Source organism: Sphingobacterium sp. KH_072 (assembly GCF_057837975.1).
Window position 1 is genome coordinate 1,788,944 of sequence record NZ_CM174457.1, and the last position, 24,272, is coordinate 1,813,215.

At 41.6% G+C, this 24,272-nt stretch carries 24 protein-coding genes and 1 pseudogene; 4 read left to right on the forward strand and 21 right to left on the reverse strand.

Annotation, left to right across the window (positions count from 1 at the left end; genetic code table 11):
• Nucleotides 1–37: 37 nt before the first annotated feature.
• The 13 genes from AC3IRT_RS08380 to AC3IRT_RS08440 all read right to left on the reverse strand — a co-directional run bounded on the left by AC3IRT_RS08380 (nt 38) and on the right by AC3IRT_RS08440 (nt 10,714).
• Complete coding sequence (locus AC3IRT_RS08380; protein WP_489395934.1) at nt 38–454, reverse strand: helix-turn-helix domain-containing protein; 417 nt, start codon at nt 452–454, stop codon at nt 38–40.
• Between the two features lie 86 nt (nt 455–540).
• Complete coding sequence (locus AC3IRT_RS08385; protein WP_489395935.1) at nt 541–1,296, reverse strand: LytR/AlgR family response regulator transcription factor; 756 nt, start codon at nt 1,294–1,296, stop codon at nt 541–543.
• A complete protein-coding gene (locus AC3IRT_RS08390; RefSeq protein WP_489395936.1) occupies nt 1,296–2,315 on the reverse strand; it encodes a sensor histidine kinase in 1,020 nt (339 codons plus the stop codon). The genes AC3IRT_RS08385 and AC3IRT_RS08390 overlap by 1 nt, the downstream gene beginning before the upstream one ends.
• 134 nt (nt 2,316–2,449) lie before the next feature.
• The gene (locus AC3IRT_RS08395) at nt 2,450–4,687 is read right to left on the reverse strand and encodes a xanthine dehydrogenase family protein molybdopterin-binding subunit (protein WP_489395937.1); all 2,238 of its coding nucleotides are present in this window, start codon (nt 4,685–4,687) and stop codon (nt 2,450–2,452) included.
• Nucleotides 4,688–4,692: 5 nt separating this feature from the next.
• Nucleotides 4,693–5,157: a (2Fe-2S)-binding protein gene (locus tag AC3IRT_RS08400; RefSeq protein ID WP_489395938.1), complete on the reverse strand. Its 465-nt coding sequence runs from the start codon at nt 5,155–5,157 to the stop codon at nt 4,693–4,695.
• Nucleotides 5,158–5,703: 546 nt separating this feature from the next.
• Nucleotides 5,704–5,973 (reverse strand): hypothetical protein, encoded by a 270-nt coding sequence (locus tag AC3IRT_RS08405; protein ID WP_489395939.1) that lies wholly within the window; start codon nt 5,971–5,973, stop codon nt 5,704–5,706.
• A gap of 157 nt (nt 5,974–6,130) precedes the next feature.
• Nucleotides 6,131–7,132 (reverse strand): virulence RhuM family protein/type II toxin-antitoxin system death-on-curing family toxin, encoded by a 1,002-nt coding sequence (locus tag AC3IRT_RS08410; protein WP_489395940.1) that lies wholly within the window; start codon nt 7,130–7,132, stop codon nt 6,131–6,133.
• 561 nt (nt 7,133–7,693) lie between these two features.
• The gene (locus AC3IRT_RS08415) at nt 7,694–8,647 is read right to left on the reverse strand and encodes a HipA domain-containing protein (protein WP_489395941.1); all 954 of its coding nucleotides are present in this window, start codon (nt 8,645–8,647) and stop codon (nt 7,694–7,696) included.
• A complete protein-coding gene (locus AC3IRT_RS08420; RefSeq protein WP_489395942.1) occupies nt 8,640–8,972 on the reverse strand; it encodes a HipA N-terminal domain-containing protein in 333 nt (110 codons plus the stop codon). The genes AC3IRT_RS08415 and AC3IRT_RS08420 overlap by 8 nt, the downstream gene beginning before the upstream one ends.
• Complete coding sequence (locus tag AC3IRT_RS08425; RefSeq protein WP_489395943.1) at nt 8,969–9,193, reverse strand: helix-turn-helix domain-containing protein; 225 nt, start codon at nt 9,191–9,193, stop codon at nt 8,969–8,971. Before AC3IRT_RS08425 ends, AC3IRT_RS08420 begins: the two co-directional genes overlap by 4 nt.
• 314 nt (nt 9,194–9,507) lie before the next feature.
• Nucleotides 9,508–9,783 carry a hypothetical protein gene (locus AC3IRT_RS08430; protein WP_489395944.1) on the reverse strand — a complete coding sequence of 92 codons (276 nt, stop codon included), beginning with the start codon at nt 9,781–9,783 and terminating at the stop codon, nt 9,508–9,510.
• A 45-nt stretch (nt 9,784–9,828) separates the two neighbouring features.
• Nucleotides 9,829–10,200: a hypothetical protein gene (locus AC3IRT_RS08435; RefSeq protein ID WP_489395945.1), complete on the reverse strand. Its 372-nt coding sequence runs from the start codon at nt 10,198–10,200 to the stop codon at nt 9,829–9,831.
• Nucleotides 10,184–10,714: a hypothetical protein gene (locus tag AC3IRT_RS08440; RefSeq protein ID WP_489395946.1), complete on the reverse strand. Its 531-nt coding sequence runs from the start codon at nt 10,712–10,714 to the stop codon at nt 10,184–10,186. The genes AC3IRT_RS08435 and AC3IRT_RS08440 overlap by 17 nt, the downstream gene beginning before the upstream one ends.
• A gap of 642 nt (nt 10,715–11,356) precedes the next feature.
• Between AC3IRT_RS08440 and AC3IRT_RS08445 the strand changes: the two genes are divergently transcribed.
• The 4 genes from AC3IRT_RS08445 (at nt 11,357) to AC3IRT_RS08460 (ending at nt 13,825) form a co-directional block, all read left to right on the forward strand.
• Nucleotides 11,357–11,635: a transposase gene (locus AC3IRT_RS08445; protein ID WP_489393125.1), complete on the forward strand. Its 279-nt coding sequence runs from the start codon at nt 11,357–11,359 to the stop codon at nt 11,633–11,635.
• Nucleotides 11,632–12,483: an IS3 family transposase gene (locus AC3IRT_RS08450; RefSeq protein ID WP_489393126.1), complete on the forward strand. Its 852-nt coding sequence runs from the start codon at nt 11,632–11,634 to the stop codon at nt 12,481–12,483. The genes AC3IRT_RS08445 and AC3IRT_RS08450 overlap by 4 nt, the downstream gene beginning before the upstream one ends.
• Before the next feature lie 96 nt (nt 12,484–12,579).
• Complete coding sequence (locus AC3IRT_RS08455; protein WP_489395947.1) at nt 12,580–12,750, forward strand: hypothetical protein; 171 nt, start codon at nt 12,580–12,582, stop codon at nt 12,748–12,750.
• Nucleotides 12,751–12,991: 241 nt separating this feature from the next.
• Nucleotides 12,992–13,825 carry a tyrosine-type recombinase/integrase gene (locus AC3IRT_RS08460; protein WP_489395948.1) on the forward strand — a complete coding sequence of 278 codons (834 nt, stop codon included), beginning with the start codon at nt 12,992–12,994 and terminating at the stop codon, nt 13,823–13,825.
• Nucleotides 13,826–13,943: 118 nt separating this feature from the next.
• Here the strand turns inward: AC3IRT_RS08460 and AC3IRT_RS08465 are convergent, their stop codons facing one another.
• The 8 genes and pseudogenes from AC3IRT_RS08465 to AC3IRT_RS08500 all read right to left on the reverse strand — a co-directional run bounded on the left by AC3IRT_RS08465 (nt 13,944) and on the right by AC3IRT_RS08500 (nt 24,250).
• A complete protein-coding gene (locus tag AC3IRT_RS08465) occupies nt 13,944–14,243 on the reverse strand; it encodes a helix-turn-helix domain-containing protein (RefSeq protein WP_489395949.1) in 300 nt (99 codons plus the stop codon).
• A pseudogene (locus AC3IRT_RS08470) lies at nt 14,158–14,517 on the reverse strand (recombinase family protein). Before AC3IRT_RS08470 ends, AC3IRT_RS08465 begins: the two are co-directional and overlap by 86 nt.
• Nucleotides 14,518–14,698: 181 nt before the next feature.
• Nucleotides 14,699–16,042: an MFS transporter gene (locus AC3IRT_RS08475; RefSeq protein ID WP_489395950.1), complete on the reverse strand. Its 1,344-nt coding sequence runs from the start codon at nt 16,040–16,042 to the stop codon at nt 14,699–14,701.
• Between the two features lie 80 nt (nt 16,043–16,122).
• Nucleotides 16,123–17,883, reverse strand: a complete 1,761-nt coding sequence (locus tag AC3IRT_RS08480; RefSeq protein ID WP_489395951.1) for an alpha-amylase family glycosyl hydrolase — start codon at nt 17,881–17,883, stop codon at nt 16,123–16,125.
• A 212-nt stretch (nt 17,884–18,095) separates the two neighbouring features.
• Entirely contained in the window at nt 18,096–20,417 is a 2,322-nt protein-coding gene (locus AC3IRT_RS08485; RefSeq protein ID WP_489395952.1) for a glycoside hydrolase family 65 protein, read from the reverse strand.
• 72 nt (nt 20,418–20,489) lie between these two features.
• Nucleotides 20,490–21,140 carry a beta-phosphoglucomutase gene (pgmB, locus tag AC3IRT_RS08490; protein WP_489395953.1) on the reverse strand — a complete coding sequence of 217 codons (651 nt, stop codon included), beginning with the start codon at nt 21,138–21,140 and terminating at the stop codon, nt 20,490–20,492.
• Nucleotides 21,141–21,250: 110 nt separating this feature from the next.
• A complete protein-coding gene (locus AC3IRT_RS08495) occupies nt 21,251–23,119 on the reverse strand; it encodes a glycoside hydrolase family 13 protein (RefSeq protein WP_489395954.1) in 1,869 nt (622 codons plus the stop codon).
• Nucleotides 23,120–23,185: 66 nt separating this feature from the next.
• A complete protein-coding gene (locus AC3IRT_RS08500; protein ID WP_489395955.1) occupies nt 23,186–24,250 on the reverse strand; it encodes a SusE domain-containing protein in 1,065 nt (354 codons plus the stop codon).
• Nucleotides 24,251–24,272: the final 22 nt, after the last annotated feature.

The window sequence follows — 24,272 nt, forward strand, 5'->3', positions numbered from 1 at the left end:
CGATATGATTTAATATTGTTCTATCGGACAAAAACACCTAAGGTGATTGCCTATCCGAATGTGTCATCGCTACCGAGGTATATTGCTTGCGGTAGGCCACCGGTGTGTGTCCGACTTTATTTTTAAAGAATCGGCAGAAGTGTTGCGGATAATTGAATCCTAATAGGTATGAAATTTCGCTCACGGTACATCCGGAGCATACTACTTTTTGAATCGCTCTGGCGATAATCCAATTCTGAATATGCGATTTTGCAGATAATCCGGTCTCCAACTTAATTAGGTCTCCAAAATAATTTGCCGATAAATGCAGCTGATCAGCACAATAATTAACCGTGGGCACACCGAATTCCAGCTGATCTCCACGTGTGTAATAAGCATCTAACAAAGCTTCTAGTTGGCGTAATAAGTTGCCTCTTGGTGTGTTGGATGGTGTATAGGATGTAAGCCAATTCATACTTCAAACTTATCAATAATTGCCCCATACATATGCCAAGAGGTATTAAAGCGAAAAAGTCGCTATTCAAGACGAATACGAAAGCGTTACGAACTCTGTATCAACCATTCCTTAAAATCTGCTGCCCGATTTTTACTCACAAAAATGATTTCAGGGACTGCCACACTCAAATTGACCTGCAAACGACTATCTGCGCAAACCACCACGTCTACCACGCTTTCTCGAGCGATGAAAAATTGCTTATTGGCGCGATAGAATAGCCGTGGATTTAATGAGGAGGCGATCTGTTCTAAGGTCTTCGTGTAGCGCAAAACCGTCCCTGCATATAAATGCAGGCTGGTATTTTTTTCTGTCGTGTAAAAAAATGCCATATCGTGGAGTGCAATCGGGATCAGCTTATCACGTTGGGGTACTAGTATCTTTTCGGGATAAGACAGCTGTTGCATCGCCTCTTTGGTAGATTGTTGATGTAGAAGCAGTTCTGGCTGCGATCTTCTCTTCAACTTCTGTATCGCACTGCTAACATCTGCGGTCATCAAAGGTTTTAAAAGGTAATCGATGCTATTTACCTTAAAAGCATCAATCGCATAAGTATCATATGCCGTGGTGAAAATAATAGGCACATCGAGTGGCATCTCTTCAAATATCATAAAAGCCTGCCCGTCGGACAGATGGATATCCATAAAAATAAGATCTGGCAACGGTTGCTGCTGCAGCCATTGAATAGTTTGCGCCACTCCCTCGGTATTGCCTACCACATGAATCGAGGAATCTATCTCCAACAAGATGGCGATTAAACTGTCGTAGGCCGCAGTTTCGTCTTCTACGATTAACACTTTCATCAGATATCAGGCTTATTTAGTGGTAAAATCACGGTAAAAGTATCGGAAAGCCTTTCAATAGTTATAGCTCTATTCAACAATAGCTTAAACCTACTTTGTAAGTTTTTCAATCCGGTACCTGTCGTATCCGGCTCTCTGATCTTGGGAAAAATGGGGCTCGTGATACGCAAATTATCTGCCTGATCAGTGCTTATGCGGATGTTCATATTGTGCAGACTATCAATCGTATTATGCACGACGATATTATCCAACAGCGGCAGAATAGACAGCACTGGTAACTGATACGATAGCAAGTCTGGATTTACAGCCATCTCAAAGTAGATCTTATTCGCAAAACGCACTTCCATCATGTAAGCAAAGGAGCGGACGAAGTCTAATTCGTCTGCCAAACTTACCAAGCCTTTTTTATCGCTACGAAGTATGTATCGAAAGACATCCGATAGCTTTTCCACGTAAGTGAGCGTCGCATCCTGATTCTGTTTACGGATTAAGGAGGTTAAGCCATTGAGCGAGTTAAAGAAGAAATGCGGATTGATTTGGTTGGTCAACGCGTCGTAACGGCTTTGTAAATTTTCCACTTTCAGCAGTTCGATTTCAATTTCCTTACTTCGCTGTAGCTTATATAGTAAGTAAATATGCCCGATCAATGCGCTGAGTATGGCAACGATAAAAAACTGAAACAACACCAAGCTTCCGAAATGCCGTATGCGGCCATATAGAAAGTAGGAAATGATGCCATATAAGACATACGCTACTATGACGACTAATACGCTGTGCAAAAGACGTTTCAGAAAAATGGTGGTCGACCATCTTTCGAGGTTAATCTTAATTAACTGATAGATTAACAGGGTAAAATAAGCATAACGCAAGATCGAAAAAACGACGTAAAAAATTCTTCGATCTGCGGGCATCTCGCGCATCTCGTACGGCGTCCACACCATATCCGGAAAAATTAGAAATAGCGCAACCAGCGAACTGAGCAGAAGAATTTGATAGGTTTTGTAATATCGCTGTATCATGATCCTTAAAATAGCCGTAAAACTATCATTTTACAAAAGTAAAATGGTGCAAACACGTGTTATCACGAAAATATGTCGACAATCACGAATCCAACCGGTTGTTAAAAACTTACGTTAAGAGCCTTCACAACAAATTACGACAGAGATTTAGTTCCAAAGCCTGCTCTTTGCAGTGCTTTCTCAACGGGCAGTTGTCGTACACGGGTCCCCGTGGCCTGATAGACCGCATTCACCAGAGCGGCTGTGGCTGGTCCCTGAGCGGCTTCTCCAGCGCCTAAGGGCTCTTCTTGCGGCCGGTCAATCACATCAATATGAATAGCAGGAGCCTCCTGAAAACGTAAAATGGGATACGTACTCCAATCTAAATTAGTCACTTGGGTATCATCAAACGTAACTTCCTCCATCAACCCCCAACTCACAGATTGCACCATACCGCCTTCGATCTGGTTTTTCAAGCCATCGGGATTGATGACTTCTCCTGCATCGACTGCGGCCCAGAGTTTTTGCACCTCCACTTTTCCAGTTTGCCCATCAACTCTTACCTGCACTGCCACAGCACAATAGGCCGCCGCATTTTTATAGCGAGCAAAGGCAATTCCGATTCCCTCATCCGCCTCCTGCTTGCGAGCGCGCTTAATTTGTTTAGCTAGTAGTTCCAAACAGTAGATAGCCCGTTCATCACGCAAATGATTAATTCTAAATTGAATCGGGTCTATACCCGCTTTCTCTGCCAGCTCGTCCATAAATGCTTCGATGGCGAAGACATTTCCATACGCTCCTAAACCTCGTAAAGATGATCTTCGTAGCGGTCCTCGAAAAATGTGAGACTGCAAATGCAGCTGAGGAATGGTATAATAAGGCTCTGAGTTACGTGTCGCCCCGCCTCGAAATCCTGACTTAGCTTGTCCGTGGCCCTTTTCGATATACCAGGCAGGCATCAAATTATCTGCATCGCCACCCGGCCTCACTCCGTGGTCGTCCGACCATAAATCATACTTCCAGCCTTTTATACGACCTGCACGATCTAAGCCTGCCTCGACCTCCATCACCATTGCGGTACCGTAAGGTTCCCAAGCATTTTCTTCTTCACGCATCCATTGTAAGCGCACGTGTCGATCAGGAAATTCCATCGCTAGTAATGCGGCTTCAGCAGCCACATCATCTGCGCCATTGTGCCCATAGCAGCCAGATCCAGGAACGCCTTTCACATGTATCTGTTCCTCACGCAAGCCGAGTAAACCTGTAAGTGCACCTCGTAATGGATATACACCCTGGCTATGTGTCCAGACCCACAGCTTTCCATCTGCATAACGCGCTATTGCACAGGAAGGTCCATTGGCGGCATGCATAATATAGGGTTTGAAATAAGCGGCATGATGTCTTACCGGTAAGTTGGCAATGACGTTATCAGACCAACCATCACTTTTTTTATCCGTCTCCGTATCAGTTGGTAAGGTTTTGATATGATCCACGAGCAAAGTGTTGATCGGTAATGCTTTTTGATAATCCCATGTGAGGTGACTGGATACGGCTCGCGAGAGCTTAATCGTCTGATATTCGTCTTCTGCAACAACCCCAACGAGGCTGCCGATACGTATCAACTTCGCCAAACCGGAAAGTTTCGAAATGGCTTGTGTATCGATCGCAGTTAACCGCGCAGCCTGTGCCGGTGGGCGAACAATACGTGCGTGCACCATATCGGGAAAACGCAGATCATGTATGAAATGCGGCTTACCTGTTACCATATCCTTGATATCCATACGGGCTATGGACTGACCGACGATCTTACGGCGCGACATGGCGTGTAAAGATGCCTCTGAAGAAATCTTCGCTTCAAAATACTTCCCTTTTAGTACCGTATAAAGCGCAATCGATTTTCCTTCTCCGATAATATATCCATCTGCAAGATGCAATGCATTTTTTGCGATTGACATTTCCTGAGATGCAAGCTCTAGCAGGTATTCACGGGCAGAAGCCGCTGCTTTACGAACCGACATGGCGCTGGTCTGTATGGACATGCTTCCGGCGGTATACCCTTCATCGGGCGTATAACCAGTCTCCGCCAAATGCACATCGATAAGCGACATATTCATACTCAATTCCTCCGCAGCGACTTGTGCAATCGCCGTCGTAATCCCCTGTCCCAACTCCATTTTTCCCGTCATGATGGTCACGCGACCATCTTCCCGAATCAGCAGCCATGAATCTATTTCTTCCAGATCTAGTTCTTTTGTACGTATATCTGGTGCAGCGGGATCTACCCGCTCTTTGCTTTTTGAAGTGGAACATGCAGCACCCGACATGGAAAAACCAATGGCTAATACACCTAGCGAATGAATGAATGCGCGTCTACTTTGTTGCTCTTTTTCCATAATGCTTAGCGATCTGCGATGTTCTTAACGGCACGAATTGCTCTGGCATGTATACCGCAACGACAGATATTTCGTTGAAGTTCAGCTCTAATTTCCGGTTCAGAGGGGTTCGGTTTGCGACGAAGTAAAGCTACTGAGGCCATGATCAGCCCGTTAGTACAATAGCCACATTGCGCTGCTTGTTCATCAAAAAAAGACTGCTGCACTGGATGAAGTTGTCCATCTTCCCCAGTCAAACCTTCCAGCGTAGTTATTTCGGATTGCCCGACATGTTGAACGGCATAGGTACAAGATGGTGTCGCAACGCCATTCACCAGAATCATACAAGCCCCACATTGCGCTAATCCACAACCGAATTTAGGCCCATTTAGGGATAGATTATTTCTAAGAACGTATAACATCGGTGTCTCAGGATCTGTCTTGATCTGAAATTTTGTACCATTCACACGAATATTAAATACATCTTTCATATTGTCTAGATAGGTTAATTAAACTTAAAACGATTTTCAGTCCATATTGTTGCATTACCATTAGCCAAAAAAGACTGTCAATTATTTGACCTTCTCAAAAAAACAGGACTTTCCAAAAGTAGAGAATTCGGCTTAATTTCAATCTTGAACCGCTTTACGCCATACTTTTAGCAGCAGTATTTTTTTAAAATAGATTGACTCGCTTACGCTATCGTTTTTCACGGTATTGTTTTTAATAACCTTATCATTAGTATTCAAAACATTTAGATTAGTGAAATTGCAGAAGAAATTTTCATAAATATATCTTTGATCACCTTTGAGTTTAAGCAGTATGAAAATATTATAGAGCAGTTTTGATATTGCAAAAATTAATAGATTTTCAACTTGCCGTACGAAGTCGCCATCGAAGCATCGCTAGACTAAGATTCAAGGATTGATGCTTTAAAGTACATGTATACTAGAGCTGACTTTGTGAATTTCAATTTTTTAAAAAAACTACAGTTCTAACACTTGTGTTTACTAAACTGAATTGGTCGAGGAAAAATGCTACCCGACGTGCAAGAGCAATAAAGTCATAATCCATTGTTGCGCCTTTTCATAGCTGAATATAATAGCCTTATTTGGCTGACCGGGAATAGTAGCAATAATACCGGCACCTAATCCTGGCTTGCCCCAGCCCATTGGTTGATCTTTGCGATATACCGAATTAATTCCAGCCGGAAGTCCGGCAGACAAGGGATGTGATACCCGTCTCGGATTGACGCAGGGCAAAGGTGATCTGCGCCTCGGTAAACTTTGATTTTTTAATAGTGTCAATTTAAGTATTTTATCTTTTTGACACCGAAAATCTCTACTTTATGAAAGTCCGGTTTTGCGGGGAGAGGTCACAAAATCACGTGTAACAGATCCTTTTATAAGTTCACAGGCAACCACATCCTGATTTCTTTTTGAGATTGCGTTTTATTAATCTTGTCTAATTTTTGATCAGATTTATTATAAGTTTGATAATAAGTTCTCTTTGATCTGGTGAGCTTTGTGCAACAGCTAACGCTAATGCAACTAAGGTGTTATCATTTATTTTTTTCTCACCAGTCGTTTTTAAGTGATATCCATTTTGTTCTAAAAACCAGACAAATATAAATGAGCCTATTCGCTTGTTACCATCATTAAAGGAGTGTCCTTTAATGATTGAGTATAATAACTGGGCTGCCTGCTCTTCGATGGTGGGATAAGCGAATTCACCAAATACTGTTTGAGATATGCTAGCTAGAATTCCCCTAAAGGAATCATCTTTTTCATTACCGAAAAGTGATGAGGCTTCTTCTTTCTTAACCAAATCTCTTTTTAGTTCGTCAATTGCTATTCGTACACTTTTATAGTCGATATAATTTATGAGTCTTTCTTTAAGTCCATCTGTCGATAACGTCTCAGTGTCAAATTGATTTAACAGCTCAAAGGATTTCGTGTATTGTTCAATGATTTTTAGAAACCCATCTGTCAATTGCGATTCCGTATTAACGATTAGCTGATTGAGTTCAGAGACTTGTACTTCCAGTTCTTTTATTTTTGAACTTTGATTCAAAAGTCTTTTTCGATCGATGGCATATCCTTTAATCAAATATTCTTTCAATTTTGATGTTGCCCATTTTCTGAATTCTACGCCAGACGGCGATTTGACACGGTAACCCACAGATATAATTATGTCTAAATTATAGTAGGAAACTTTCCTTTCTACCTTCCTTCCGCCCTCAATTTGAACTTGGCGGTTTTGCCGCCAAGTTGATCCTTTATCAAGTTCTCCTTCTGCGTAAATGTTTTTGATGTGTCCTCCTATAGTCCTCCTTCCCTTTTCAAAAAGCGCTACCATTTGATCCTCCGTAACCCAAACAGTATCTTCTCCTTCGTCCAATACAATCTGAAATTCTAACTCTCTATCTTTGGGTTTAAAAATTTCAATTTTTTCTTTTTTTTCCATCTGTAAGCAGGTTTAAATTGAAGTTGGCGAAAAAACTGCTGAGTTCATTTTATACATTGTAAAAGTAAAACAAAAATCAAAATCACTTAAAGTAAAATGTATCATTGGTAATAATCGATTTTCAGGATCGACACAACTTTGTCTGAATATAGAATCTGTAAAAATAGGAAAGTTACTAAGATCTTTCTTGAGAGTAAGCTACTTAAAAGTTCAGAACCCTGTATTCCTCTTGCTGAATAGCCAAAAGATGTCCAGTCTTTTGAGCGCCAAGAATTGAAACGAAACTAACTGCTAGTAATTAGGTGTTTACATGTTGCAATGACTTAATCGAACATTCACTGTAACCTATTGTAACCTCACTCCTATTATATCGAAGTTCGATCTATAAGATTGAAGTTATTGATTTAGATGATGAGACTATCTATTCGCTACTGTTGGTGAAACGAAAAACCTCCACTTCTGACTTGCAGAAGCAATATTTTAAAAATTTTTGAAAACGTTAAATTTTATTACACAATGCATATTTGAAGGTTTTGCAAGAAGTCTTGGTTGTTAACACATTCACATTTCAATTCTGTGATATCGTTCTTCCAAAATATTTTTGTACTTCTCTTTGTATTCGTCAGAAAGAAATGAACGGTCAATCCATTGCAAAGCAATTGGTTTCCTTTTCTGAAAACGATTGGCAATACCATTAATCTGCTTGGCATTTAATCCTAACAACAGTCCCAATCTTTGAAAATGCTCCCAGTGAAGTTTTCTTTTTTTTCCATCTAAAGTTAATGCAAGCTCTTCCGTGTCTTCGGGGTTTACGATAGTTACATTCAGCAGATCGTAGGCTGGTACCAATGTCCATTTTCCGTTCGTGTTGATCATGGAAAAATTTTTCAAGTGCATATCGTTGTTTCCAGTCAGAAAACAAAAGACTGCCAATTCTAAGAAGGAAAACTTATCCAGTAACGTATTGTCTGAATATGCGTCCAGTGCCTTACCGACTTTCTCCATCGACCCTTTGTATTTGTCAAATGCTTCTGTTATTTGGAACATATCGAGCATATGTATTTTTTCTCCGTCATCCGTTCGGTCTATTCTTTTTGTAATATAAGATGGTTCACCGGATTTTAACCGTATCAAACTGGACTTTACAACGTTAATGCCGAAAGCTTCAGCGATACGCATGGTTAAATGTTCATTTTGTGGCATTTCAGGAAAATAATCGGAAGGTGGTTTGAAGATATAATTTCCACCCAAAGCTCCCACTACGGTTAGACGCCCCTTTTCTCCATCTTGGATCGTGCTTTTTACGACCGATAAAGAAAGTTTGGGCTGAACCCCAGGAACAGCTATACTTCGTTCTACGACGTTCTTTGCTAATTCAGTCATTTGTGATAATGAGTGTTCGATCGCTGGCGGCTGCTTTGTGCCGAAAAAATCTAAACTACATTTCTCGTGAAAACCATCGGACATATCGTTAGGTAATTCCTTATAACAGTATAAACACTTTTCGTTACTCATTTTCCTGAGATATAGGTTGAACACTTACAGCACCGATACAGTTCTGGCAGCACGCTAACAGCAAACCCATACGGTCGTTTGTATTGATTTTCCAATTCTTGGAAGCAATGTCCAACAACCAGCCTTCCGGTATCAGCGCCTCAAAAAATGGAAACAAACGTTTATCATTGTAGGGCTTGGATCTTACGGGCATGGTGAATGTTATGAATGCTGCAGGATAGGCTCTAATGTAGGCTTCATCATATTGAAAAACATATTCACCATCGTCGGTCTCCGTGAGAGTTCCTGCCAAATTATCCTTATAGTAGATAGATGCTTTTCTCATCTCTGATCCTTTGCTTTTAAAATCTCTCTGGCATTCACAGGAGCCAAGACATGTCCAAACATTTTAAGTACTTGGTTTACTTTTTCGAGATTCAGGTTTTCCTTACCCTGTTCAATTTTCCTGATTACCGTAAGTGCAACACCAGCTCGTTCAGCAAACTCCTCTTGTGTAAGATTTACTTCCTTTCTTTTCAGCTTAACAAAATCTCCAAGTATCATCATAATTATATGCTTTCACAACTAATTTAAGCAAATATACAATATTATATGCGAAAACATATAAAAATAATTTATTGATATAAATTATATGTACTTAGATATAATAAAGAACAGAATTATTACATGTAGTTTGGTTAGGAAAAATAAAAAAAGGGTTTATTGGTTCAAAAAGCAACTCGCAATTACTTAGCATGGGTAGCCGTACCTGTTCATCATCATAACGAATTCTGCCCAATCTGAGATACGGTGAGCAAGAATAAAATAGTACGTTGCAATTACGGGTAAATTAGCATAATATTTTCAACTCTGTTCATTAGTTATTCGCCTTTTGTTTGCGCTAGCCAATTATTTATATTCCTAATGACTTTTGCAGTCTGCGGAGAAGTATTTCCGCGCTCTACGTGGCTTTCTATCCATTCATAAATGTATGGATTCTCCATCAGTGCTGAAAATTCTATAGCTAGGTATTGTCTCAATTCCTCATCACACTTTTTGATTTCAACCCATAGCTGCTCCCTGTTTTCTAAAACGATGTCTTCGAAATCGTGGCTCATTCGGCCATCTCCACCTCCTCTTCCTTTGAAGGCTTCCAACTTTGTTGCGAGAAAATATGGTCCTGTAAGAATACGGATAACCTGTCAGTCGTCGAGTGTGTAATTTTCGGCATGCTCGTAACCTTTCGGGTACCATTTATTTTTAAAACCGATAGACGAATCGTCAGTAGGCATAATGTCAACGACAATACCTTTAACTTTGAACCGACAATTTACTCCAGATTCTATATCGTTTGTAAAACCGATCTCTCTCAAACGTTCTTCCAACTGCTGTCGCTGTCTGTAGTTAAGTATCTTGACAATCACATCAATATCATCAGTCGGCCTTATCTCAAGTACAGGACGATCGGCATAAAGAGATACCGTTGATCCACCTACAAAAACTACTTGGTCGCGTAACTCTTGTAAAGCATTGTTCACAGCCTTGATCCTTACAATATTAATATGATTTGACATAGCCTAATAGTTCTTTTATTTCTTTCTCTGCAACAGCTTTTTCACGAATCTTGCCAACTCTAATTACGTCCAATAATGCCAGCAACTTATAAAGTTCTTTGTCTTCCTCTATAGCTTTGACCTGATTGGCATAGAATGGTTCTATTGCCTGACCTAATACTGATCCAGAAGAGAGTGGCCAGACGTAAGCTTGGTTACTACTGATAAATGACTTCAGAAAAGGATGCGAATGAGCAGTAGGCACACCTCTTGTGAGGACTCCTGGCTGTGTAGGAAATACATATTTCATTCCGTATATAAAAAAATCAAACAAATTTCCGCGATTGATAGTGCGCTTTCCAAAATCAATTAAACCAGCATATACGCTTCTCTCCAATGACTCCGATATTTCAGAATTACTGATTTGCAGCGAATGTGCCAAATCTTTGAATTGCCAACTTTGATCTTTTATTGTCAGTATCTTAGATAGAATAACGATATCTTGTGGCCTCATACCATTATGTTTGCGTTTCATATATTAAAAGTAACACAATAAATTATATTTTGCAATTCGCAAATTGCAAAATATAATTTATTGATTGTGGAGTAATAAAACCAAAACTATACAAACTACAACAATCGCAGAAGGCTAAATGAAGCTTAGTATACAGACTCCTAAAAAATCTTGAAAAAAGTAAAAAACGTTTTTCAGACAGAAATCGTTTTTTCAAATTTGTACACCAGCACATAGACCGTCAACATGAATTAAAGGATTTTTTAAGTCTACTATTACCATTCACAATGGTAAACACTTATCATACAATCTTATTATAAATGCATGCCTTTGGCAGAATCAATGATCACCACGAAATTGGATTTCGAATTTTTGATATATTCTTAACCATATTTTTTTTAAGAATAGTACTAAATTCAAAGCTGAATCTCTTCCCTTAACTTTAATTGTGTAATTTTTCGATGTGATAGCAAAGGAAGATTCTGATCTGACATATTCAACTTTAATGTCGGGGGTTATGTATTTTTTTTTCATAAATTGGATATGCTGATGTCTTATAGTAATTCCAAAAGTTTTAGTACATGGGCGATCATAAATCTTGATTAATATAATACTCCCCAAATATTGGACAGCTGATTAAATTCGATAATTTAACAGTTGAAAATGAAAAAAGAGCGTAGAAAATTCAGTCCGGTTTTCAAGACCAAAGTAGTCTTAGAAGCCCTTAAAGAAGTTAGTACCATGCAGGAACGTGCTTCCAAATACAGCCTTCATCCCACACAGATCACCGCTTGGAAACGGGAATTTCTGGAGAAAGCTGACACGGTGTTCGGTTCAGAGAAACCTACACAGAAAGAAGAGTCTAAAGAGAAAGAACTTTATTCCAAGATTGGTGAACTTCAGATCCAAGTTGATTTCTTAAAAAAGGTATTGGGGAAATGAGCATGATTGAAAGGCGCGGACTTGTTTCCCCAGGATATAAACCGCTAAGTATTGTGGGGCAGTGTAAGCTGCTGAATCTTCAGCGTAGCTTCTATTATTTCAAGCCTAAAGGTGAATCCTTGTTGAATCAGTCCATCATGAAGCTAATTGACCGCAAGTTTCTGGACTGTCCATTTTACGGTGTGGAACGGATGACTGCGTATCTCAACAAAGATCTAGGGTATCGTATAAATGCCAAGCGCGTACGGCGTTTATATCGGCTAATGAGCCTTCGGACCATTTACCCAAAGAAGAACCTAAGTAAAGCAAATGCAACACATTACAAATACCCGTACTTACTCAAAGGCTTAAAGATAGAGCGGCCAAGCCAAGTTTGGCAGGCCGACATCACTTATATTCCTATGTTTAGAGGCTTCATGTATATGTTCGCCATTATAGATGTGTATAGTCGAAAGATTGTGGGGTGGAGTATCTCTAATACCATGACGGTGGAATGGTGCAGGGATGTGCTGTTGGAAACAATAGCAGAGCACGGCACTCCTGAAGTATTCAATACCGATCAGGGTTCACAATTTACCAGTCCGATCTTTACCAAAGTCCTCAAGGATAATCGTGTGAGTATATCAATGGATGGAAAAGGAAGAGCGCTGGACAACGTGTTTATCGAAAGGTTCTGGAGGTCATTGAAGCAGGAATACATTTATTTGAACCCACCTAACGGTGGCATGGAGTTATTCCAAGGTGTGAAAAGGTATGTCGAATTTTACAATACGGAAAGAAGACATCAGTCTATGGACCATTTTACCCCAAATCAGGTATTCTATCAAAATAATAAAAAAGTGTCGTAAATAAACTTAAGTTTGAACTATTGCTGTCCAGCAAAAAGGGAGTACTATACACTTTATCTATACATTAGCTGTTTAATTACATTTAAACTTTTCGAAATGGCTATTACATTTAATTTTGAGATTGATACTTCATCTAATCCAGCTGCAATTATTTTTGTTATTAATGAAGATGGCATTAGAACAGATAGGCTATCAACGCCTTTCCGTATAGAAGCTGGGATGTGGTGTTCTTTACGGGCCTCGGAATATATATCTAAAGAAATATAAAAAATTAAATGTTCGACTTAACAATCTTCGAGTAGCCGTATCAACATATCTTAATGCATGCTCAGTCTCTAATCAATCATATTCATTACGCAAACTGGCACATATAATACGTAAACACTCTTCCAATGACGTTAATGTACCCTCAGGAGGTCTATTGGATCATATAGAAAGCTACATCAACTCGAGAGTACACATTATTTCTCTTTCAACACGTAAAAGATATCATGTATTTTACAACTTCGTGCAGAAATTTGAAGCATATATAGGCCACCACATATTCATTGAAGATATTAATTCTTCCATAATACCTCGCTTATTGGCTTTTGGTGAAGAAGAATCATACTCAGTGAGCACGATCCATAGGACAGTACACTTTATTCGAACTGTACTTAATCATTTGGAAAAAAGAGGAGTGCGTACCTTTGTTTATGAATTGGAGCTTCCAAAACAAAATGAGAAAACGGAAATGGTTACACTATCCGAGGAGGAATTACTGCACATTAATCGTTTAAAAGTGTGCAACGAATTGAAGACTGCCAGAGATTGGTTGATAATCAGTTGCTATACCGGACAGCGAGTATCCGACTTTATGAGGTTTACCACCGATATGATTAAGATTGTTCAAGGTAAAATGTACATAGTGTTTAGGCAGTGTAAAACAAAAAAAGAAATTCATCTTCCCCTGCACCCCGCTGTGCAGGCAGTCATCCTTAAAAACGGTAATTGTTTCCCACCTAAACTTTCATATAAGACTTATAATGAAAATATTAAGTATTTATCCAAAATTGCTGGTTGTGATGAATCTATTAAGGTAAGGAAGCGCATTGGATTTAGGGGCTATGTTGCGAATGTTCCAAAATGGGAGGCAATTACGACACACGTAGGAAGACGTAGTTTTGCTTCAAATTTTTATGGAAAGATTCCTACTCCTTTACTAATGGAAGCGACAGGACATAGTACGGAACTTATGTTTCAGCGATATATAAACCCCATAGATACCAACAGAATTTTATCGTTGAACCGCCATTTTGAGGAAACATATAAAATTGCTTTAGGAAACGTAAATAGAAATTAGCAAAAGTATTATTGCAAAGGATGAACTATAATCTTAGTCTCAATAGACGCTGTACGTAGCAAAGCCAGCTCATTATGACATCAAATAGAATTATCGATTTGCTGTTATAATTGAGGTTCTAATTAATAGGGTCGGAAATTTTTAAATATCGATAACAAGTTGCTCTACTTCTATTCAGGCTATCTGCTATATCCTGAATAGAAGGGCTGTGCGTAGCATTGTATAGAGCTCTTACAGCTTTAATCTTTTTTATAGTTTCTTTACTATAGCGAGCTGGTCGGCCTCCCTTACTGCATCTAGTTCTGGACGAAGTTAATCCCGCTTTCGTTCTCTCAGATATTATCTCTTTCGAACTCAGCAAGCGATACAAATATGTGGAAGGTAAATCGCCCTGTCGCAGTATCTGTGTTGATTCCATCTTGTATACTTAGGAAACTTACATCGAGTTTTTGCTTCTTAGTAACTAAGTCGGTCAGATCGTTAAGAGATCTACCAAGACGATCCAACTTCCACACGATAACAGTATCACCTTTCCTTAGCTTTTCGAAGAGCTTTGTCAGCTCTGGCCGTTCTTTTGATTTTCATGAAACCTTCTCTTCGAATATTATTTCGCAACCGGCATTTGCCAACGCATCGAGCTGCATGTCTAAGTTTTTGTCTTGGGTGCTCACTCTGGCATATCCTATTTTCATAAAAACATTTAATGTGCTAATTATGAAACATAGATTTGTGAAACCACATTTTGAGACAGTATAAAAGATGAAATATTGACAATTGCAGAATCTATTATTTTTGTCGCAGAAAACGACCGTAAAACGAGAAAGCAAACATTTGAAGTTTGCTTTCTCGTTTATAACCAATTATGTTTGCATACTATGCGCTTATTTTGCGCACACTAATTGCTCCGATAATCATTAAGCATCCTGCGCCCAACAAAGCATAAATTGCTTGTCCCTGGAACACATATTTTATTAAAAACCCACTGGTTAATCCGCTAACGATTTGTGGGAAGGTAATAAAGAAGTTGAATAATCCCATATACAAACCCATCTTGCGGGCAGGTAAGCTATCGCTCAATATCGCATAAGGCATCGCCAAAATACTGCCCCAAGCAATACCAATACCTAGCATCGCGATAATCAGCATCTCGGGTGTGGTCATAAAGTAAATAGATCCTAACGCAATACCACCAATCGTCAATGATAAGGCATGGGTCGCTTTCAAACCGATAGCACGCGCTATCCGCGGTAAACACAAAGCATAAATGGCAGACACCGCGTTGTAAATACCAAACAGCACTCCCACCCAGTTGCTTGCATCGGCGTAACCAACGTAAGTGGTATCTCCGGCGGGTACATTGTAAATATGCTCGGCAATCGCAGGTGTCGAAAATACCCACATCAGGAATAGAGCAAACCAGGAGCAGAATTGAACCAAGCCCAATTGACGCATGGCAGTCGGCATATTTTTAATATCTTCTGCCAAACCTTTAAAAAAGCCGCGAGCTACCAAAGGCTCGGTAACCGCAGTAGCTTGTCCGCTCTCAAAGCTTTCCAATTCTTCCGGTGAATATTCTTTGGTGGTAAGCACCGTCCAGAGAATGCTTCCAATAAGCACTGCAGCACCCACGTAAAACGAATAAATCACGTTATTAGGAACGAAACCTGCTTCGGCAACTTTAGACACGCCGCCATATTCTGCCAGAATATACGGAAGCCAAGATCCCAACACCGCGCCTAATCCAATCAAAAAGGTTTGCATGGAGAAACCTAGACTACGCTGTTCACTCGGCAAATTGTCGGCAATCAAAGCGCGAAATGGCTCCATCGTCACATTGATCGAAGCATCCATAATCATCAACATTCCCGCGCCGATCAGTAAGGGCGGCAGCATAGCTGCCAACACCGCTGAGTTGGGCATAAAAATAAGCGCAACAGCGGTAAACAAAGCCCCACCCAAGAAATATGGTCTTCTACGACCTAAGCTATTCCAAGTGCGATCACTATAGTGGCCGATGATCGGTTGTACAATCATTCCTGTTAAGGGTGCTGCCAACCAAAATAACGACAAATGTTCCACATCGGCGCCAAAGGTTTGTAGGATACGCGAAGCGTTACCATTCTGTAGGGCAAAGCCCATCTGAATACCTAAAAAACCGAAGCTCATATGGAAAATCTGCGCCATGCTTAGCGATGGTTTACGTGTTGGTTTATGCATGATAATTGGTTTATAGCGATCGGCATTTGTATCTGCTTATTATTTGGTGTGTTATAGCCTGATCGTGGTGTGCATTGGTTTTAAAACTTTAAAATTACAGATTGATTAGCCGAGATTTGCACCGGAACCTGCGATTTGAAATTGACGACAGATGATTGCTTACCAGTCAGCTGATCCGTGAATAGTATATCTTCACCAAACAGATGGAAAGCATTGATAACATCAGCAGGCAATTGAAGGTGAAACTGCTTCTCTTGGTGCTCAAAATTGTTCACGATGAGTAGTCGTTCCTGCTCTGTATAGCGCATATATGCATATACCCGAGGCGGCATACTGGGGTTAGCCTGTTGTGCCGGCATCAAATCATAAAACCCACCCGACCTAATAGCTTTTTCGTTGCGCACTAAGTGTAATAGCTTACGATAAAATTCGCGCAAATGTTTATCTGAATCGTTCAATTGCGCCCCATCAAAGGCGCCATTGTTTACCCATTTTTGGTGGTGAGGCACACCCCAATAATCAAAAATTGTGGTGCGACCATCTTCACCACTAAAGCCTGCATTGCCGGCGCCGGGCTCTCCTACTTCTTGTCCGCTATAGATCATGACCGGACTGCTAGATAATGTTGCCGTAATGACCATCGCAGGCACTACGCGCCAAGCGTCACCGCCAAAATCTGGTGAGGCAAATCGTTGTTCATCGTGGTTTTCTAAGAACCGCAGCATCTTCGATGAGTATCCAGCGACTTCGCGCCGCCACACATCTTGTATACCTTGCACACCGTCATGATCTTCGTGACGCACCAAGGTTTTCAGCGTATCGTACAAACCGACTTTATCATACAGATAATCGAATTTGCCCACGTCATAGAAGTTTGCGTATTCATTTTTATTATAGGCTTCGCCAATGAAAATTATTTTTGGGTATTCTTGTTTCACTTCTTGTACTACCCAACTCCAAAACTCGACAGGAACCATTTCGACCATATCACAACGGAAACCATCCACGCCTTTGTTCGCCCAGAATAGCAAAATATCGCGCATCTTGTACCACAGCGGTGGAATGGGTTCAAAGTGTGCTGCATGTTGCTGTTGTATATCAACCCCATAATTCAACTTGATGGTCTCAAACCAATCATCTTTAGACGGACTAGCGGAGAATACATTGTTGCCAGTCACTTTGGCCGGAAACTCGCTGAACTGACCGTCTTTGGCGGGCGATTGGAAGGCGTCACCGCCAGGATTATATCCGGGTGGCACTTGCAAAGCTTGGTTGGGTAGGTAATAAAAATCATTGGTGCTAGCAAAAGCGACGTCGGTATGATCGTCTGCGCCTAAATCGCGTACGTCTGCTGGTTTCTGATCCGAACCGTAAGACCGCGCCACATGATTGGGCACAAAGTCGATGAGCACCTGCATATCGGCCTGATGCGTACGTGCGATCAATTGCTCAAATTCACGCATACGGTTAGGAACTTCTACTGCAAAATCCGGATTGACATCGTAGTAATCTTTGATAGCATAGGGCGATCCGGCGCGACCTTTTACGACATCAGGATCATCCACTGCAATGCCATAAGCACTGTAGTCAGTCATGGTGGCATGTTCCAAAACTCCAGTATACCACATGTGCGTGACACCCAGATCTTGTAGTTCGGCGAGCGCTTTTTCCGAATAATCATTGAATTTACCAACACCATTCTCCTCTATGGAGCCACAGTACTTATTGGTGGTATTTTTATTTCCAAAATGTCGAACTAGCGATTGGTAAATGACTAGCTTATGATCTTCGATTGGTTCATTTAACGTATTTTCCTTATTCAGCAACTCTAGTTTATTCATATGTGAAGCACAGGAAGATCCCATGATTATACTTATTAGCACAGGCCAACACGCCTTGGGGCATTTGATATATTTCATTGCGTAATGTATAGGCAGTCAAATTAGATCCAGAATCTGATTTTATTTATGACAATACAATTCATTTTTTGTTTAACCTTTAGGTGTCAGCATGATGGTAGTTTCCAGAAAACAAGGAAACTACCATCATGTACTTACGCCTTTGACGTTACTGCATATGGCACGTCCAACGTGCCATTGGATAGCATGGCGTATTGTGTATCCCACAATACAACCTGCACATCTTGATTACCAGAATTGTTGACGTGTACTCCTTCGTGGTCTACTTTAATTTGTAGATCTGCACCTCGGAAGGTGATGCGGAAGCTGTAGCTGTCCCACTGAGTTGGCAATATTGGTTGAAAATGAACCTTGCCATCGCGAATACGCATGCCGGCAAACCCTTCTACGATCGTCATCCACGTGCCTGCCATCGATGTGATATGCAATCCATCTTCAGTATCGTTATTATAATCGTCCAGATCCAATCGGGAAGTCCGCAAATAGAATTCGTACGCTTTATCTTCCTTACCCAACTTGGCGGCAATAATGGCGTGCACACATGGTGAAAGTGAACTTTCGTGTACCGTCATCGGTTCGTAGAAATCGTAATTTCGGCGAATAATATCTAGATCGTAATGATCTTCTAAGAAATATAATCCTTGCAACACGTCTGCCTGTTTGATGTAGCAGGAACGTAAAATGCGATCCCAGCTCCATTTTTGATTTAGGGGACGCTCGGAGACTGGCAACTCGCTCACTGGAATCAATTCCTTATCCAAAAAGCCATCTTGCTGTAAGTAAATGCCACGCTCCGCATCTTCTGGATAATACATATTGGTGACGATATGCTGCCATTTCTCTTTTTCCGCTGTCACAAATGATGCAGTATGCAAAATATGCTGTAGACGATCTGGGTTTGATGACGCAAACTGATCGATAACTTCGGATGTATACTGCAAACACCAAGCAGCAATGCGATTAGTATACCAGTTGTTGTTTACGTTGTTTTCGTATTCATTCGGGCCGGTCACGCCCAACATCACATACTGTTGCTTCGCTTCGCTCCAATTGACACGCTGCGCCCAGAAACGGGCAATACCTAACAGTACTTCCAACCCGTACTCCTGCAGATAGCTCACATCGCCGGTATAACGTACATAATTGTAGATAGCAAACGCGATAGCACCGTTACGGTGAATTTCTTCGAATGTAATCTCCCATTCATTATGACATTCTTCGCCATTGATAGTTACCATAGGATACAGCGCAGCACCATCTTTAAAACCTAACTTAGCGGCATTTTCAATAGCTTTCTGCAAGTGTTTATACCGATAAATCAAGAGATTTCGGGCGATTTCGGGCTTGGTGGTGGCCATGTAGAATGGTATACAATAAGCTTCGGTATCCCAATAGGTAATGCCGCCATATTTCTCACCAGTGAATCCTTTAGGACCAATATTCAGTCGGTCGTCTTCACCCGTGTAGGTTTGATACAGTTGAAATATATTGAAACGAATGGCCTGCTGAGCGGCTACGTCGCCTTCAATCTGGATGTCGCTATCTTGCCATATTTTTGCCCAGCCTGCTGCTTGCTCCTTAATTAATTTTTCGAAGCCTTTATTGGCTACGCTTTGCAGCAGAGTTTCAGCATGTGCCGATAAATCGGCTAAGGAATGGTTTTCGCTGGTCAGGATGACAGCGTATTTTGACAGGGTAGCCTCCTGCCCGCTTTCCAAAGTAAACTCATATTGCTGCGCAACATATTTCTCACGGTCGATCACCTCACCCACGGCGATAGATTGGCCATCGTGCACAAGTTGTTGGGTGACGCGGGTATGCACATCAAATCCTGTCTTTTTGGTCTTCAACTGCAAGCTAATGTGTTCTTCATTGGCGGAGCGAGCTACTTCATCCCAAAATTTCTCATCATAGTTGGAGTCGCGATTACTGATATCGCCATCCAGGCCACTCTCTAATAATATATGTGCTGTGCCTTGCACGACGCGAATCTGATATGAGAGTGCCGCCGATTGCGACTCTGCTACACTGTACAATCGTCGGGAAGTAATAGCGAGTTGCGTGCCATCGGGCAGAGTAATGCCTACGGTACGGTGCAATACACCGGCCTTCATATCCAATCTTCTTTCGAATTTCTTCACGGTGACTTGGGCTAGATCTAGCAGTATACCATTCACCGTGAGGTGCAATCCAATCCAATTGGTGGAATTGATGACCTTGGCAAAGTATTCTGGATAACCATTTTTCCACCAACCGACACGGGTTTTGTCGGGATAATAGACGCCGGCTACGTAACTCCCCGAAAGGGACTTGCCCGAATAATCTTCCTCAAAGTTAGCGCGTTGCCCCATCCGACCGTTTCCGATCGAAAAAATGCTTTCCGATATTTCGTTATATTCTGGTCTGAACTGATCTTCTATGATCTGCCAAGGGTCTTTTACTATATAATCTTTCATGTAGTTATCTATCTTTTCACCAAAAATTCTGACACGTGGTTTCCGTGTATCTCTTTGCGGCGCTTATTTTTCCTATAATAGTTTGCTCAAATCGGACACTAGCACATTGGCCTCAGGCAATGCACCTTCTTCGCCAATACCGATCACGGCCATACCACCTGCTATTGCGGCAGCTACACCGGCTTCGGCATCTTCAAATACTAGACAGTCCTCGGGAGGAAAGCCCAATTTACGTGCTGCGCAAAGAAACACTTCTGGGTTGGGCTTGGACAAAGTCACTTCGTTGCCATCTACAATCGCATCGAAGAAGCGGGCAATACCGGTCTTTTCCAAAATAAGGGGCGCATTCTTACTGGCTGATCCTAAAGAGATTTTCCTGCCTGCCGAGCTTGCTTGTTCTAAAAACTCTAATACTCCTGGAAGCAGATCGGAAGCTGTCATCTGGGCTACCATCTCTAGATACCAATCGTTCTTCTGCTGTGCAAGTGCCAACTTTTCGGCTTCGGACTTGCTCACTTCTCCCCAGTCCAGTATTTTCTCTAATGATTCTACCCGACTTACTCCCTTGAGTTGCTCATTTTGAACTACCGTAAAATCAAAACCTAATTGATTGGCCAAACGCTTCCACGCTTGGTAGTGGAATACGGCGGTATCTACCAATACACCATCCAGATCAAATATGTAAGCTGGGCGATTTAATATGGTCGTTGTTCCTGATGTCATGTTGCTTTGTTGTGGTTTGTGTTGTATATGCAGATTGGCTATTATTTGATAACCTAAATCTGTTCATGTGCGTTTATTTAGGAGCGTGATCCAAGGACGCTTCTTGTATTTTATCGTAATTCTAATGCTAATGCCGTAAATCCGGGAACGGTAAGCTGATCGTTGATGTCCACTTCGCGCTGGGCTACCACATCCCAGCCAATTGTATGCGACTGTATACGTTCTGCAAAACGCTGGGTTTTAATCGATTTTTCACCTTCATTGGTATTCATTATCACCATTACTGTTTTCTGATTATCATAGCGGAAGTATACGTAAATGCCATCTTCTGGCACAAACTGCATCAGTTTTCCGGTTTGCAATACGGTATTCTCTTTACGGTATACAGCCAATTTTTTCACATGGTCGAACACACTATTTTCAGTATCATTTCGGCCTTCGCTTACAAACTTATCTTGCTGATCTCCTGTCCATCCTCCTGGAAAATCTTCCCTAACTTTTCCGTCTGGATCTGCAAAATTTTTCATCGCAATTTCAGCACCATAATACAGTTGCGGAATGCCTCGGGTGGTCAGTAGCCATGTCAAACCAGATTTGTATTTGTTGATATCTTCGCCCACAATTGACAAAAATCGACTCACATCATGATTATCCAAGAAAACGACATTCCGTGTCGGATCTTTGTAGATATAATCATTGGCTAAGGTGCTATATAAAGCATTCACCCCTTCAGTCCAGCCGAATGGCTCGGTGAAGGTTTTATTAATCGCATGGAAGGTTTGAAAGTCAGTGACTGCCTGTAAGTGTGTATCGAAGTGCTGATTGATGGTACTTCCTTCGGTAAAGACGGCTTGATTTGTCATACCATTGACCCACGTTTCTCCAAAATAGGTCATACTCGGATATTCTGCGGTAATATCTTGTGCCCATTTGGCCATATACTCGGCATCATTATAGGCATACGTATCTAGACGAAATCCGTCGACACCAGCATACTCGATCCACCAGATATGGCTCTGGGTGATGTAATTTTGCATGAACTCGGTGCGCTGATTAAGATCAGGCATAGAAGGTACAAACCAGCCATCGGTCATCTTACGTTTGTCGGACTGCGCGGCATAAGGATCAAATAGTACTTGATCTTTGTAGGTGGTGTTGGTGTATTCGTCCCAGTTATTGAGCCAATCTTGGTAAGGCTTATCTTTTACCGTCCAGTGCTCAGCGCCCACGTGATTGTGTACCAAATCCTGAATCAGTTTCATATCTCTTTTGTGTAGCTCATCGGCCAATTGGCGATACAATTCATTGGTACCTAACCGTGGATCGACTTGGTAAAACTCGGTAGCCGCATAGCCGTGGTAAGAAGCTTTTTCCATATCGTTTGTCAACACAGGATTGAGCCATACAGCCGTCACGCCCATATCTTGTAGGTAATCCAAATGATCGATAACTCCTTGGATATCGCCACCGTGACGATAATACAAGGAGTCGCGGTGCAAGTTGGTTTCGCGCGCGCCTTGGATGACGTCATTAGAGGCATCGCCATTGGCGAAGCGATCGGGCATGATGAGGTAAATAAAATCTTCGTTGGTCACGCCTTGCGCTTTCTTTTGCTTTGCATCGCGTGCCGCTAAAGTATAAGGCATGACGATATCTGACTTTCCTGGCTCAGAAAATACAATATTGAACTCGCCGGCTTTGGTCTTAGCATCGATTTTCAAATCAAGAAACAAATAGTTCGGATTTTCTACCTGATTTACTTTGAGCAGTTCCACACCTTTGTGATTAATCTTTGGGGTGCGAGTACCAAGGTCTTTATGAAAAACCATCAATTGTACATTCGGGTTTTTCATACCCACCCACCAACTTAATGGGGCGATTCGAGGTTCGTCACTCTTCCTCATTTGTTGTGAGAATGCCGTAGTCGTTCCAAAAATCAATAACCAGATTAGGCTGGCAAAAAAAGGTTGCATCTTCATATTTGTTCGTCTTAATAGCTAAAAAAGGTATCCTCACGAAGGGTGAGGATACCGAGGTATTCTGTTTTACTGTGCTTCTATGGTGTAGGTATAGTAGCCTGCATTACGAAGATCAAGCGTGACTAAGTAACGTCCGCTTTCTGCGATTCGTAGGTTGCCACCGCCGTTGCTGAGTACGCCATTGCGTGCTCCAGCACCAAGGTTGATGGCGTAGGCATTATTGGCGCGGAACTTAAATTCGTCTGCATTCATGTCTAATGTAGCTGTCCACAATCCGCTGTTCGCATCATAGGTTAGTGCCACATCATCGGTATCGCCCCAACCTCCAGCTGCTGCACCAATAATACCCCAGGTTACCGGCGTAGCCGACCAATCTAAAGTTTCGGTATCTGCTTTCAGCAAATAATAACCTGCTGCTGGTACTTCTAAGTTTCCGGCATCGCCGGCGACGCTCAACTTGCCAGCTGCAGCTGCTGCGCCGTAATTGGTGCCATCCCAGTTGGCTTGGCTCGAAAACTTAAATACTAAATTGCCGGCTGTGAAATTGGCATAACCTTCGTATTTACTATCGCCTTCGATCGACCCGACGCGGAAATCATTGCTATGCGACCATCCATTTAACGCACCAGCGATAAATAAAGAGGGTAATAGCACCACGTCTTCATATGGCGTGGCTTTTAATTCAATGACGTTGGAGTACACAATATTATTTGGCGCTAGCGTCATCGCTAGTCGTGCCAACAAGACAACGGGCTGTTCGGGAGCCACCTTCGCTTCCAACAAGGCGGTATTGAGCGTATTCACCGTAATACTTGCAGAAATTCCTTCTGCATCTACAGTTAGCAGCGGGCTTCCTTGGAAATTGCGCTCTTGCGTCGTAATTTGAAGACTATAGCGCAAGATGTTACTGCTTACCGCCTCATTTGACCAGTTGACTTCTAATGGCGACCAATTGAAAGTAAAGGCCGTATCGGTGGCATTTTGCTGTAGCAATACTAGCGAATCAGCCGATGCCGTTAGCGTAGGCAGCTCTCCTGTCGTAACGGTGACCATCTCGTTATCCTTCTCGCAGGATCCCAATGTACTGGCCACACAAGCCAACGCTACTGCTATGATATGATTGAATTTCATGTTCGTATATTCCTAAATTTCA